11 protein-coding genes are annotated in these 13,165 nt (G+C 62.8%); 6 read left to right on the top strand and 5 right to left on the bottom strand.

What is annotated here, in order from left to right; all coding sequences use genetic code 11:
* The first annotated feature begins 3 nt into the window (after positions 1 to 3).
* Genes HB675_RS11160 through HB675_RS11135 form a run of 6 tightly spaced genes read left to right on the top strand, consistent with a single transcriptional unit; the run spans position 4 to position 5,808 of the window.
* Entirely contained in the window at positions 4 to 1,209 is a 1,206-nt protein-coding gene (locus HB675_RS11160; protein ID WP_213878369.1) for an SfnB family sulfur acquisition oxidoreductase, read from the top strand.
* Positions 1,209 to 2,573, top strand: coding sequence for an LLM class flavin-dependent oxidoreductase (locus HB675_RS11155; protein ID WP_213878368.1), 1,365 nt, complete (start codon positions 1,209 to 1,211; stop codon positions 2,571 to 2,573). Before HB675_RS11160 ends, HB675_RS11155 begins: the two co-directional genes overlap by 1 nt.
* A complete protein-coding gene (locus HB675_RS11150; protein WP_213878367.1) occupies positions 2,570 to 3,364 on the top strand; it encodes a MetQ/NlpA family ABC transporter substrate-binding protein in 795 nt (264 codons plus the stop codon). Before HB675_RS11155 ends, HB675_RS11150 begins: the two co-directional genes overlap by 4 nt.
* Before the next feature lie 4 nt (positions 3,365 to 3,368).
* Positions 3,369 to 4,502, top strand: coding sequence for an ATP-binding cassette domain-containing protein (locus HB675_RS11145; protein ID WP_213878366.1), 1,134 nt, complete (start codon positions 3,369 to 3,371; stop codon positions 4,500 to 4,502).
* The gene (locus HB675_RS11140; protein ID WP_213878365.1) at positions 4,492 to 5,136 is read left to right on the top strand and encodes a methionine ABC transporter permease; all 645 of its coding nucleotides are present in this window, start codon (positions 4,492 to 4,494) and stop codon (positions 5,134 to 5,136) included. The genes HB675_RS11145 and HB675_RS11140 overlap by 11 nt, the downstream gene beginning before the upstream one ends.
* A 42-nt stretch (positions 5,137 to 5,178) precedes the next feature.
* Complete coding sequence (locus HB675_RS11135) at positions 5,179 to 5,808, top strand: class I SAM-dependent methyltransferase (protein ID WP_213878364.1); 630 nt, start codon at positions 5,179 to 5,181, stop codon at positions 5,806 to 5,808.
* 3 nt (positions 5,809 to 5,811) lie between these two features.
* Here HB675_RS11135 and HB675_RS11130 read toward each other — a convergent pair whose 3' ends face one another.
* The 5 genes from HB675_RS11130 to HB675_RS11110 all read right to left on the bottom strand — a co-directional run bounded on the left by HB675_RS11130 (position 5,812) and on the right by HB675_RS11110 (position 13,157).
* Positions 5,812 to 8,883: an efflux RND transporter permease subunit gene (locus tag HB675_RS11130; protein WP_213878363.1), complete on the bottom strand. Its 3,072-nt coding sequence runs from the start codon at positions 8,881 to 8,883 to the stop codon at positions 5,812 to 5,814.
* On the bottom strand, positions 8,880 to 9,944 hold the full coding sequence (locus HB675_RS11125; RefSeq protein WP_213878362.1) for an efflux RND transporter periplasmic adaptor subunit: 1,065 nt from the start codon (positions 9,942 to 9,944) through the stop codon (positions 8,880 to 8,882). Before HB675_RS11125 ends, HB675_RS11130 begins: the two co-directional genes overlap by 4 nt.
* On the bottom strand, positions 9,941 to 11,026 hold the full coding sequence (locus tag HB675_RS11120) for an efflux RND transporter periplasmic adaptor subunit (RefSeq protein WP_213878361.1): 1,086 nt from the start codon (positions 11,024 to 11,026) through the stop codon (positions 9,941 to 9,943). Before HB675_RS11120 ends, HB675_RS11125 begins: the two co-directional genes overlap by 4 nt.
* Positions 11,027 to 11,314: 288 nt before the next feature.
* A complete protein-coding gene (locus HB675_RS11115; RefSeq protein WP_213878360.1) occupies positions 11,315 to 12,097 on the bottom strand; it encodes a MetQ/NlpA family ABC transporter substrate-binding protein in 783 nt (260 codons plus the stop codon).
* Positions 12,098 to 12,224: 127 nt separating this feature from the next.
* On the bottom strand, positions 12,225 to 13,157 hold the full coding sequence (locus HB675_RS11110) for a sigma-54-dependent transcriptional regulator (RefSeq protein ID WP_213878359.1): 933 nt from the start codon (positions 13,155 to 13,157) through the stop codon (positions 12,225 to 12,227).
* Positions 13,158 to 13,165 lie beyond the last annotated feature (8 nt).

Genomic DNA, 13,165 nt, shown 5'->3' with positions numbered 1-13,165 from the left:
CACATGACGCTTTCAACTCAATCCCGAGGGCCCGTCGCCCTGATTCAATCCGACGCTCAGGCGTTGGCCGTGGCCGCCGAACTGGCCGAGCAGTTACGTACCGAGAGCGCCCTGCGTGATCGGGAACGACGCCTGCCCATCCACGAGCTCGAGCAATTTTCCGCCTCCGGGCTGTGGGGCATCAGCGTGCCCAGGGCATTCGGTGGCGCGGGAGTGTCCAACGTCACCCTGGCTGAAGTCATCCGCCTGATCGCCGCCGCCGATGCTTCGCTCGGCCAGATACCGCAAAACCATTTCTATGCACTGGAAGTGCTGCGGGTCAACGGCAGCCAAGCGCAGCAGCAGCGTCTGTACAAGGAGGTGCTGGCGGGTCGACGGTTGGGCAATGCCCTGGCGGAACTCGGCACTCGCACCGCCCACGAGCGCACCACCACCTTGAGCGCCGACGGCGACAACTATCGCATCAACGGTCGCAAGTTCTACGCCACTGGCGCTCTGTATGCCCACCGCATCCCCACCACGGTGGTCGATGCCGAGGGCCGTCAGCACTTGGCGTTCATCCCCGCCGACAGCCCCGGCGTGCAAGTCATCGATGACTGGAGCGGCTTCGGCCAGCGCACCACCGGCAGCGGCTCCGTCGTGTTCGACCATGCCTGGGTCAGCGCAGCTGACGTGGTGCCCTTTCAGAGCGCCTTCGAGCGGCCCACCACCGTCGGCCCGTTGGCGCAGATTCTCCATGCGGCCATCGACACCGGCATCGCCAGCGCCGCACTGGAAGACGCCCTGCAATTCGTGCGCACCCGCACCCGCCCCTGGATCGACTCAGGAACGGAGCGTGCGGTAGACGACCCGTTGACCTTGAAGAGCTTCGGTCAACTGGCTATCCGTGTGCACGCCGCCGAGGCGCTGCTGGAGCGCGCCGGCGAGATGCTGGACATCGCCCAGGCCGACGGCAATGCCGTCACGGTCGCTGTAGCCTCGATTGCCGTGGCCGAAGCGCGGGCGATCAGCACCGAAATATCCCTGGCCGCCAGCAGTACCCTGTTCGAACTGGCCGGCAGCCAGGCCACACTGGCCGAGCACGGCCTGGATCGCCACTGGCGCAACGCACGGGTGCACACGCTGCATGACCCGGTGCGCTGGAAGTACCACGCCATCGGCAATTACTACCTCAACAATATCTATCCGCCGTTGCGAGGGACGATCTGATGCGCCAGAAGCAGATCCTCCTCAACGCGTTCAACATGAACTGCGTCGGTCATATCAACCATGGCTTGTGGACCCACCCGCGCGACACGTCCAGCCAGTACAAGACCCTGGAATACTGGACCGACCTGGCCAAATTGCTGGAGCGCGGGCTGTTCGACGGCTTGTTCATTGCCGACATCGTCGGCGTTTACGACGTCTACGAAGGCAACGTCGATATCACCTTGCGCGAGTCAATCCAGTTGCCGGTCAATGATCCCTTGCTGCTGGTCTCGGCCATGGCCGCCAGCACCTGCCACCTCGGCTTCGGCTTGACCGCCAACCTGACTTATGAAACGCCCTATCTGTTCGCCCGGCGCATGTCCACGCTGGATCACCTGAGCCGTGGCCGGGTGGGCTGGAACATCGTCACCGGCTACCTCGACAGCGCTGCCCGCGCCATGGGGTTGACCGAACAGGTCGAGCACGACCGTCGTTACGATCAGGCCGACGAGTACCTGCAAGTGCTGTACAAGCTTTGGGAAGGCAGCTGGGAAGACGACGCGGTACTGAACGACAAGGCCGCCCGCATCTACGCCCAGCCGAGCAAGGTGCACAAGGTTCGGCATCAGGGCGAGTTCTACCAGGTCGAGGGTTACCATCTCTGCGAGCCATCGCCCCAGCGCACCCCGGTGTTGTTCCAGGCCGGCAGTTCACCCCGGGGACTGCAATTTGCCGGCAATCACGCCGAATGCGTGTTCATCAGCGGCCAGGACAAGGCGGCTACCCGCCTCCAGGTGGACAAGGTTCGCGCCAGCGCGTCGGCCGCGGGCCGTGACCCGGCCGCGGTCAAAGTATTCATGGGCCTGGCCGTGGTCGTCGCCGACACGGAACAGGCGGCCCGCGCCAAGCACGCTGAATACCTGCAATACGCCAGCGCCGAGGCCGGTGTAGCGCACTACTCGGCCTCCACTGCCATCGACTTTTCTCGCTACGGCCTCGACGAGCCGATCCAGCACGTCAAGAGCAACGCCATCGAATCGGCGACCAAGGTCCTGCAAAACAACGATTTCACGCGCCGCAAGCTGCTCAATCAACACGCCTTGGGCGGACGCTACATCACCCTGGTCGGTAACCCCGAGCAGGTCGCCGACGAACTGCAAAGCTGGATCGCCGAAACCGGCCTCGACGGCTTCAACCTGGCGCGCACGGTGACGCCGGAGAGCTACGCCGACTTCATTGACCTGGTGATTCCGGTGCTGCAAGCCCGTGGCGCCTACAAGACCGCCTACGCCCCCGGCACCCTGCGCGACAAACTCTTCGAGCGCGGCCCCCGATTACCTGCCGAGCACACGGGTGCCCATTACCGCCAAGGATTCGCCTCATGAGCAAACATTATGTCCTCGCCGCCCTGCTCGGCCTCGGTTTAGTGGGCGGCGCCCACGCCGCCGATGCGCCACTCAAAGTAGGCACCACGGCTGCATTCGCCATACCCCTGGAGGCCGCCGTGGCCGAAGCCGACAAGCAAGGTCTGAAAGTCCAGCTGATCGAGTTCACTGACTGGATCGCCCCCAACGTCAGCCTCGCGGCGGGCGACATCGACGTGAATTACTTCCAGCACATCCCGTTCCTGGAGAACGCCAAGGCGGCCGCCGGTTTCGACCTGATGCCCTATGCACCGGGCATTATCAACAACGTCGGCCTGTACTCGAAGAAATACAAAAGCTTCGACCAACTGCCCCAAGGTGCCACCGTCGCCATTGCCAATGACCCGATCAACAGTGGTCGCGGCCTGCAACTGCTGGCCAAGGCCGGTCTGATCACCCTCAAGCCCGGCGTGGGCTACAAGGCCACCGAGGACGACATCACCGCCAACCCACGGCGGCTGAAAATCCTGCAGGTGGAGGCGGTGCAACTGGTACGGGCCTACGACGACGCCGACCTGGTCCAGGGCTATCCCGCCTACATCCGCCTGGCCAATACCTTCGATGCCAATTCGGCGCTTCTTTTCGACGGTCTCGATCACCCGGAATACGTGATTCAGTTCGTGATCCAGCCCGCGAACAAGAACGACCCGCGCCTGGCCAAATTCATCGACATTTACCAGCATTCGCCTGTGGTGCGTGCGTCGCTGGACAAGGTCAACGGCAAGCTCTATCAGGTCGGCTGGAAGGAGTGAAACCATGAGCCTGTCCAACCCGCAGCGCCACCTCGATGCTCCCCCCCAGACGCGTCCACGCGAAGCGGATCGCTTGCAGCTGCGCCCCGACCTGGCCGAGGCCCATGTGCGGCTGCTCGGCGTGGGCAAGACTTACCCGGGGCAGCAGGGTCTCGTCCAGGCCTTGCAGAACATCGACCTGACCATCCAGCGGGGCGAGATTTTCGGCATCATCGGCCGCAGCGGTGCCGGCAAATCATCGTTGATTCGCACCCTCAACCGCCTTGAAGATCCGACCACCGGCCGGGTGCTGATCGATCAGGTGGACATTGGCACGTTCAATGAAGACCAACTGGTGGAACTGCGCCGCAGCATCGGCATGATCTTTCAACACTTCAACCTGATGTCGGCCAAGACCGTGTGGCAGAACGTCGAACTGCCCCTCAAGGTGGCCGGCGTCGGCCAGGCCGAGCGTTGGCGCAAAGTGACCGAACTGCTGGCGCTGGTCGGCCTGGCGGACAAGCGCGATGCCTACCCGGCGCAGTTGTCCGGCGGCCAGAAACAGCGCGTCGGCATCGCTCGGGCACTGGTCCACGACCCACGGATCCTGCTCTGTGACGAAGCGACTTCGGCGCTCGACCCGGAAACCACCGGCGCCATCCTCGAACTGCTGCGCGATATCAATCGACGCCTGGGCCTGACGGTGATTTTGATCACCCACGAAATGGCCGTAATCCGCGATATCTGCGACCGGGTCGTGGTGCTTGAAGGCGGTCAGATCGTCGAGCAAGGCCCGGTCTGGAAAGTGTTCGGCCACCCGCAACACGAGATCAGCCGCACGCTCCTCGCGCCCTTGCAACGCAGTCTTCCAGCCGAGCTGCAAGCGCGCCTGCAGGTGGCTCCACCCACGCCCGATGCAGCACTGGTGCTGGGCCTGCGGGTCACCGGCAGTGACGCGCAAGAGCCGGATCTCTCGTCATTGTTCAACCTGCTGGGCGGGCGCGTCACCCTGCTGCACGGTGGTATCGAACGCATTCAGGACCACCCCTTGGGGCAGTTGGTCGTAGCCGTGCGCCACTCGCCCCACCCCCATGAGCAACTGCTCGAACGCGCCGGCCAATGGGCCCAGCAGGTAGAGGAATTCGGCTATGTGGCTTGAACGTTTGTGGCAGGGCACGCTGGACACTTTTCTCATGGTCGGGGTGTCGTCGTTAATTGCGCTGCTGGTGGGCATCCCGCTGGCGGTCATTCTGGTCACCAGCGGCCAAGGCGGGATCTACCAGGCGCCACTGCTGAACAAGGCCCTGGGCGCGTTCGTCAATCTGTTCCGCTCGGTGCCCTTTCTGATCTTGATGGTGGCGCTGATCCCGTTCACCCGGCTGATCGTCGGCACCACCTACGGCGTCTGGGCAGCGGTGGTGCCGTTGACCCTCGCGGCGACGCCGTTTTTCGCCCGTATTGCCGAGGTCAGCCTGCGGGAGGTCGACCACGGCTTGATCGAGGCGGCCCAAGCGATGGGTTGCCGGCGCTGGCACATCATCTGGCATGTCTTGCTGCCAGAGGCCCGGCCCGGCATCGTCGGCGGCTTCACCATCACCCTGGTGGCCACGATCAATTCGTCTGCGATGGCCGGCGCGATAGGCGCCGGCGGCCTGGGTGACCTGGCGTATCGCTACGGCTACCAGCGTTTTGACAGCCAGGTGATGCTGACGGTCATCGTCTTGCTGGTGATCCTGGTGGCGGCCATCCAGTTCGCAGGCGATCGGATGGCCAAACTGCTCAATCATCGTTAGGGATCGGGTTATGCTGTGCCGGTTTCCACCAGGTAACCGGACATGTCACTCAAACCTGAAGACCTGCAAAAGATCAGCGCCACTACCCTTGCCGACTACAACGAAACCGCCGAGCGCTTTCGCGAGGGCACGCGCGATCATGACGTCAGCCAGAATATCGACGCCCTGCTGCGCAATGTCCAAGGCGCGGCGCCCTTCGACATTCTCGATTTTGGCTGTGGTCCTGGCCGTGACCTGAAGACCTTCACTCGCTTGGGGCACAGGGCAGTGGGGCTGGATGGCGCCGAGCAATTCATTGAAATGGCCCGCGCAGAGACCGGCTGCGAAATCTGGCATCAGAATTTTCTGGAACTGGACCTGCCGGCCGAGCGCTTTGATGGCGTGTTCGCCAATGCCGTGTTGTTCCACATCCCCCGCCAGGAGCTGCCGCGGATCCTCGGCCAACTGCACGCGACCCTCAAGCCGGGTGGCGTGCTCTTCAGTTCCAATCCTCGCGGCGACAATCGCGAAGGCTGGAAAGGCGCGCGGTACGGCGCCTGGCATGATCTCGAGAATTGGCGGGGGCTTCTTGCGGCGGCGGGTTTTACCGAGCTGGAGCACTATTACCGGCCAGCCGGGCTGCCCATCGAGCAGCAGCCTTGGCTGGCGAGTGTCTGGCGCAAAATGGCGTGATGGCTATCGCGGGGTTCGTTCGCCCGGGCTTTGGCTGGGCTCCTTGATCCGATACCACGCTACATACAGAGCCGGCAGGAACAGTAAAGTCAGCAGCGTCGCGATGACGATCCCGCCAATCATCGCGTAAGCCATCGGTCCCCAGAACACTTCTCGGGCGATGGGGATCATGCCCAGGCTAGCCGCCGCCGCCGTCAACAGGATCGGCCGACGCCGGTGCTGGGCCGCTTCCACCACCGCGTCCCATGGCCGATAACCCTCGCGCTCGAACAGATCGATCTGCGTCACCAGAATCACCGAGTTGCGGATGATGATGCCAATCAGCGCCAGAATGCCAAGGATCGCCACAAAGCCCATGGGCGTGCCTGTCGGCACCAGCGCCAGCACTACGCCGATCAGCCCCAGGGGCGCCACGCTGGCTACCAGAAACATCTTCTGCACGCTGTGCAGCTGGATCATCAAAAAGGTGGCCATCAAGAACAGCATCAACGGCACCACCTTGGCGATCGGCCCTTGGGCCTTGCCGCTTTCTTCCACCGTGCCGCCCGTGGCGACCTTGTAGCCGAACGGCAAGCCGGCGGCGAACGTGTCGATTTGCGGCTTGAGCTCCGAGACCAGGTCGGTGGGTTGCATCTGGTCGCGCACTGCGGCCTTCAAGGTGATGGTCGGCAGGCGGTCACGGCGCCACACCAACGGCTGCTCCAGCTCGTAGCGTACCGTGGCGAAGGCCAGCAGCGGAATCGAGGTCCCGCTTGAATTGACGATCTGCAGGTTCTGCAAGGTGTCCGGCGAGTTGCGCTCCAGATCCTCGGCCCGGCCGACCACGTTGACCAGATAGATGTCGTCGTTGACCTGGGTGACGGCCGCCCCGCTGACAATGCTGTTCATCAGTTTGGCCACGTCTTCGGAGGACAGCCCCAGCTGTCGCGCCTTGTCCTGGGCGATGTCGATGCGCAGCACTTTGCCCGGCTCGTTCCAGTCGTAGATCATGTCGCCGATGTGCGGGTTGCTGTCCAGCAGCGTGGCCAGCTCGACGGCGTGTTTGCGCACCTGATCGATGTCTTTGCCGCTGACCCGATACTGGATCGGCCGCCCGACCGGAGGGCCCATTTCCAGCGGCTGAACATAGGTGCCCAGGCCGACGAAGTCCTCGCGCAGGCGTTTGCGCAACCGCTCGGTCAAGGCCGCGCGCTGCTCCAGGCTCTTGCTGACGATCACCAACTGGGCATAGAACGGGTTGTCCAATTGTTGATCGAGCGGCAGGTAAAAACGGATCGCTCCCTGGCCGATGTAGGTGCTCCAGCGCTCAATATCCGGATCATCCTTGAGAGTGGCTTCCAGCCGATCCACAGCCCGGCGGGTTTCGTAGATCGAGGCGTTCTGCGGCAGGTTGAGGTCCACCAGGATTTCCGGGCGGTCGGACGACGGGAAGAACTGGTTCTGCACAAAGCGCATGCAGAACACCGACAGCGCAAACAGCAGCACTGTCACGCCGATGGTCAGCCAGCGATGGCGCATGGCGAACAGCATGCCGCCATTGGCCAGGCGTGCCATGCGGCCAGGCGGCTGTTCGGCTTTTTTCTTCACTTTGTCGCTGAGGATGTGCACGCCCAGCACCGGCGCGAACAACACCGCCACCACCCAGGACACCAGCATGGCGACCGCGATCACGGCGAACAGCGTAAAGGTGTATTCGCCGGCCGAGCTGGCGTTCAGGCCTATGGGTGTGAAACCGGCCACTGTTACCAGCGTCCCGGTGAGCATGGGAAACGCCGTCGAGTGATAGGCAAAGGTTGCCGCTTGTTCGCGGGTGTCGCCCAACTCCAGACGGGTGATCATCATCTCCACGGTGATCATCGCATCGTCCACCAGCAACCCCAGGGCGATGATCAGCGCCCCCAGCGAGACCCGCTGCATGGTGATGCCGCTGTATTCCATGAACACGAAGACCATGGCCAGCACCAGCGGGATCGAACAGGCCACCACCAGGCCGGCGCGAATGCCCAGGCTGATGAAGCTGACGATGAGCACGATCACCACCGCCTCGAACAGCGCGCTGGTGAAGCCGCCCACGGCTTTTTCGACCACTTGGGCCTGGTCCGACACGCTGTGCACGCCGACGCCCACGGGCAGATTGGCGGTCAGCTCGGTCATGCGTTGATGCAGCGCCTTGCCGAATACCTGGATGTTACCGCCGTCTTTCATGGCGATGGCCAGGCCAATGGCATCCTGGCCGTTGAAGCGGAAGATAGGCGCGGGTGGGTCGGTGTAGCCGCGACTGATCTCGGCGATATCGGCCAAGCGGTAAAAGCGGTCATTGAGCCGCAGGTTGACGTTGCGCAGGTCGTCTTCCGAGGCGAACTGCCCACTGGTACGTACCGAAATCCGCTCGGGGCCGGCCTCGATGACACCGGCTGGTGTGACCGCATTCTGTGCTTGCAGGCTGGCGACCACCTGCTGCTGATCCAGCCCCAGCGCCGCCAGCTTGCGGGTGGAGAAATTCAGGTAGATGACTTCGTCCTGCTGGCCGATCAGTTGCACCTTGCCCAGGCCCGGTACCGAGCGGATCTGCAGGCGCACCTGTTCGACGTAATCGCGCAGCTGGCGCTGGCTCAAGCCATCACCGGTGAAGGCATAGATGGAGCCGAACACATCACCGAACTCGTCGTTGAATGACGGGCCTTGCAAACCCTGGGGAAACTGCCCGCGAATGTCGCCGATCTTCTTGCGCACCTGGTACCAGATCTGTGGAATGGCCTTGGCGCTGGTGGTGTCGCGCAGGTACACGAGCACCGTGGATTCGCCGGGGCGGGTGTAGCTCTTCACATAGTCGAGGGAGTCGAGCTCTTCGAGCTTTTTCTCGATCCGGTCGGTTACCTGCTTGAGGGTTTCCTCTTGGGTCGCACCCGGCCAGCGGGTCTGGATCACCATGGTCTTGATGGTGAACGCCGGGTCTTCCTCACGCCCCAGGTTGAGGTAGGAAAACACCCCCATCAGCAGCGCCACGAACATCAGGTACCAGACGAAGGACTGGTGCTTAAGGGCCCAATCGGACAGGTTGAAACTCCCTTTCATTGCGCGCTTTCCTCGTCGACTTTCACCTGTTGCCCCGGCTTGAGGCTGTTCACTCCCGCGCTGACCACCCGCTCGCCCACCGCCACACCGGCCGTCAGCACCACGCTGCCGCGGTCGCGGCTGAGCAGGCTGACGCGTCGGGGCGAAACCGTGTGGCTTTGCGGGTCGACGATCCAGATCTGCAACTGGCCATCCACATTCTGTAGCACCGTAGCCGGCAGCGTGATGCGCGGCTCGATGGCCGAGGTCAGGGTTACGCTGATGGCGGTACCCAGGCGAAAGGGCGCCGGCGTCTCGGCCAAGGTCAGTCGGGCGCGCCGCGTGCGGGTGGCGCTGTCGGCCTGCGGCTCCAGTTCGCGCAGGGTCGCGATGGTCTTGACGCTGGGGTCCAATTGCCCAGCCACGGCAAACTGGATGCCGGAGGTCAGTCGTTCGGCCAGCTCGGAGGGCAAGTCGATGACCGCCTCTTTGATGTCTGGGCGTGCAAGGGTGACCACTTGTTGACCCACCGTGACCACCTGCCCTGCTTCCACTTGCCAGCGGGTGATGACTGCGGCGTGATCGGCGCGCAGTTCGCTGTAGTTGAGCTGATCGCGAGCCTGGTCCACGGCGGCCTGGGCTTGATCGCGGGAAGCCTGGGCAGTCTTGAGGTTGGTCACGGCCATATCCAGCGCCGCCTGGGCGCCCACGCCGCGATCAAACAGCTCTTGCTGGCGCCGGGCATTGGCCTGGGCATTGAGCCATTGCGCCTGGACACGCGCCAGGTCGCCCTGACGGGAGCGCAACTGGTTTTGTTGATCGGTAGGGTCGAGGACCGCCAGCAACTGATCTTTCTGCACTTCGTCACCCACGTCCAGCAAGCGTCGGGCGATGCGTCCGCCAACGCGAAAACCCAACGTGCTTTCATAGCGAGCTTCGATATTGCCGGCGTAACGCCCCAGTTGTTGTACCTGCTCGGCCTTGACCGTGACGAACAGCACCGGGCGAATGGGCTCGGGGGGCGGTTCCTGCTTCGAGCAGGCGCTCAGCAATGCCAGGCCGACCAGCATCCAGTGCTTCATAGCCCGCTCTCCCTCGCCACTTCCACTTGCATGTCCGGGTGCAGCAATTGCCCCCCGGCCACCACCACCTGATCACCGCTGACCAGGCCTTCGCCGATGATCACCTTGCCGGTGAGGTAACGCAGCACCTTGACCTTGCGCAGCTGCGCACGGTCGCCTTGCAGCACCCAGACCGCGCTGTCGGCCGGGGCACCGGTCTTGGTCAGGTCCTTGGTCAAGGCCGACCAGGGCAGCTCGACACTGCTGGCCGCCGGGGCATCCAGTGAGGCGCTGACCACCGAGCCCAACTGCATGCCTGGCGGCAGCGAGTGTACGGTCACCTTGACCTGCAAGGTGCCAGTCTGGGCCGACACCGCCGGGGTCACTTCACGGACCTTGCCCACCACTTTGATCGCCGGGTTGTCCACCAGGCTGATGGTCACCGGCTGATCGTCCGCCGGCTTGACGAACAGCGACTCGTAGACGTTGAACACCGCATCGCGATCGCCGTCACGGGCCAGGCTGAACACGGGCATAGTGGCCTGCACCACTTGGCCCACCTCGGCCTGGCGTGCGGTAATTACGCCAGGCGCATCGGCTACCAGCGCGGTGTAGCTCAACTGGTCGCGGGCATTGGCCAGCTGCGCCTGTGCCGCGGCCAGCGAACTTTGCGCACCGCGCAACGCGGCTTGGGCCGAGTCGTACTCGCTGCGGCTGGTATAGCCCTGGGGCAATAACTTTTCCTGGCGCACAAAGGCCGCGCTGCTCTGGGCCACGCGAGCCTGTTCGGCAACCACGGCAGCCTTGGCCGAGTCGAGGCTGGTCTGCAGGTCCTTGGGGTCGAGCCGGGCGAGTATTTGCCGGGCTGAAATGCGATCACCCACATCGACCTTGCGCTCGATGATCTTGCCGCCGACACGGAAGGAAAGTTGGGTCTGCACGCGGGCCTGGATGTCACCGGTGAGGTCGACCGTGGCCGCAAAGGGGCTGGCCTGCACCTGCTGGACCTGTACACGTGGCCGCTCGGGCGACGACGGCGCAGGCTTGTCGCAACCGGCCAGTAGAGCCAGTAATACCGTGGCAAACCAGTGCCTTGCAGCCATGCAGACTCCCTTGCGATGCATTGTAATATTTTGTGGTTATGCGACTGCCCTCGGCGGGCAGGGGTTCCTTGAGGCCACCGTTATACTCCACTGCCTGTTCAGCCAGGAAGGCTATTGGAATAAAACTGCAAGGATGTCGTAGGCACCAGGATCGTGAAACAGCAGCGCTCAACGAGGGGAGGTCGAAACTCACACCAGGTCCTTGAGTGCTGAGACCACCCCCTCCCGACAATAAAAAACGCCGACGCTCTACCAGCCGTCGGCGTTGAAACCTGCCACTTCAAATCATCAGAACGCCGGCAATACCGCGCCTTCGTACTTCTTGGCAATGAACGCCTTCACTTCAGGGCTGGTCAGCGCAGCCGCCAGTTTCTTCATGGCGTCGCTGTCCTTGTTGTCTGGACGGGCGACCAGGAAGTTCACGTAAGGCGAATCCGCACCCTCGATGATCAAGGCATCCTTGGCCGGGTTCAGCTTGGCTTCAAGGGCGTAGTTAGTGTTGATCATGTCCAGGTCGACCTGGTCCAGCACGCGCGGCAGCATGGCCGACTCAAGCTCCTTGAACTTCAGGTGCTTGGGATTGGTGGCGATGTCTTTCGGGGTGGCCAGGGCGTTGGTCGGGTCTTTCAGGGTCAGCAGGCCGCCCTTTTGCAACAGCAGCAGGGCACGACCGCTATTGCTGCCTTCGTTGGGGATGGCCACGGTGGCGCCGTCCGGCAGTTCAGCCAGGGACTTGTACTTCTTCGAGTAACCGCCAAAGGGTTCGACGTGCACGCCGACGACGGTCACCAGGTCGGTGCCTTTGCCTTTGTTGAAGTTGTCCAGGTAAGGCTTGGTCTGGAAGTAGTTGGCGTCCAGGCGCTTCTCGGCCACTTGCACGTTCGGCTGTACGTAGTCAGTGAAGACTTTGATTTCCAGGTCCACACCTTCCTTGGCCAAGGTCGGCTTGATCAATTCAAGGATTTCAGCGTGGGGAATGGGCGTGGCGGCCACCACGAGTTTTTCGGCAGCGTTGGCCATGCCAGCGGTGAGGGCAGCAGCGAGTGCAGTGAACAGCAAAGCCTTTTTCATGCTAAGTCCTTGATCCAATGGGGTGCCAGTTTTGAAAGTGAGCCGGCATGGGGCGCAAGATACCGATAATTTTTATGCCAATACAATATCTTTTGCTTCGCTGCTTATGCTCTTTCTAACTATTCCCTCAGCTTTCTCGACGGCGGTCGAGCAGCGTCTGGATCGCACGCCAGTCAGAGATGCTGCCTAGAGCCTCCAGGCGTTTAAGCTGACGATGGATTTCCTCCAGCGGATCGAGCACCGGCAAGAGATTCAAATGCTCCGCCAGAATCTGTTCACCGGTGCTGACCAACAGGGCAAAGTGGATGACGTTCTCCAGTTCGCGAGTATTGCCCGGCCAATAGTGAGCCTCCAGCACGTGTTGCGCGGCCTCGCTGAGCAAGGGCACGGGCAGGCCAAGGCGCTGGCTATAGATACCGATAAAGTACTCGGCCAACGAAAGGATGTCGCCCACCCGCTCGCGCAAGGCCGGAAGCAGCAGTTGGCCTTCAACCAGATAGTGCAGCAGGCGTTCGTGGAAACGCCCGGATGCCACAGCCTGAGTCAGGTCGATACTGGTCGCCGCCACCAACCGCACGTCCACCGGGCTAGGCTGTTGCGCCCCCACACGAATCACCTCGTGGTTTTCCAGCGCCGTCAGCAGCTTGATTTGAATGCTCAGCGGCAGATCGGCAATTTCGTCCAGATACAGAGTGCCGCCATTGGCTGACCCGAACCATCCTGCCCGGCTGCTGGCTGCGCCGCTGTGGGCTCCCGCGCTGTAGCCAAACAGCTCGGCATCGGCATAGGTCGGGCTGATGGCGCCACAGTTGACCGACACGAACAGGCCACTGCGGTCGCTGGCGCGGTGGATCTGCCGGGCCAGCAACTCTTTGCCGGTACCGGTTTCGCCGCGGATCAGGATTGGCAGGCGTTTGGGTGCCAGATCCTCGAGCTGCTCGCGCAGCCGCCGGGAGCGCGGGTCGACAAACACCAACGCCTTGGCGCGGATGCTCAGAGGGCTCTTTTCCGCATCCGGGAACGTCAGCAATGGCTGGCTGAAAAACTCATCGATACTCATAAAATACT

Source organism: Pseudomonas sp. dw_358, assembly GCF_018449655.1.
Classification (GTDB): domain Bacteria; phylum Pseudomonadota; class Gammaproteobacteria; order Pseudomonadales; family Pseudomonadaceae; genus Aquipseudomonas.
Note: the sequence above shows the minus strand (reverse complement) of the source record. Positions and strands in the feature narration are given on the sequence as shown.

What these genes read in the sequence shown, in the direction of transcription:
- HB675_RS11160 (WP_213878369.1), top strand. Translation starts at nt 4, where the DNA reads ATGACGCTTTCAACTCAATCCCGAGGGCCCGTCGCCCTGATTCAATCC.
- HB675_RS11155 (WP_213878368.1), top strand. Translation starts at nt 1,209, where the DNA reads ATGCGCCAGAAGCAGATCCTCCTCAACGCGTTCAACATGAACTGCGTC.
- HB675_RS11150 (WP_213878367.1), top strand. Translation starts at nt 2,570, where the DNA reads ATGAGCAAACATTATGTCCTCGCCGCCCTGCTCGGCCTCGGTTTAGTG.
- HB675_RS11145 (WP_213878366.1), top strand. Translation starts at nt 3,369, where the DNA reads ATGAGCCTGTCCAACCCGCAGCGCCACCTCGATGCTCCCCCCCAGACG.
- HB675_RS11140 (WP_213878365.1), top strand. Translation starts at nt 4,492, where the DNA reads ATGTGGCTTGAACGTTTGTGGCAGGGCACGCTGGACACTTTTCTCATG.
- HB675_RS11135 (WP_213878364.1), top strand. Translation starts at nt 5,179, where the DNA reads ATGTCACTCAAACCTGAAGACCTGCAAAAGATCAGCGCCACTACCCTT.
- HB675_RS11130 (WP_213878363.1), bottom strand. Translation starts at nt 8,883, where the DNA reads ATGAAAGGGAGTTTCAACCTGTCCGATTGGGCCCTTAAGCACCAGTCC.
- HB675_RS11125 (WP_213878362.1), bottom strand. Translation starts at nt 9,944, where the DNA reads ATGAAGCACTGGATGCTGGTCGGCCTGGCATTGCTGAGCGCCTGCTCG.
- HB675_RS11120 (WP_213878361.1), bottom strand. Translation starts at nt 11,026, where the DNA reads ATGGCTGCAAGGCACTGGTTTGCCACGGTATTACTGGCTCTACTGGCC.
- HB675_RS11115 (WP_213878360.1), bottom strand. Translation starts at nt 12,097, where the DNA reads ATGAAAAAGGCTTTGCTGTTCACTGCACTCGCTGCTGCCCTCACCGCT.
- HB675_RS11110 (WP_213878359.1), bottom strand. Translation starts at nt 13,157, where the DNA reads ATGAGTATCGATGAGTTTTTCAGCCAGCCATTGCTGACGTTCCCGGAT.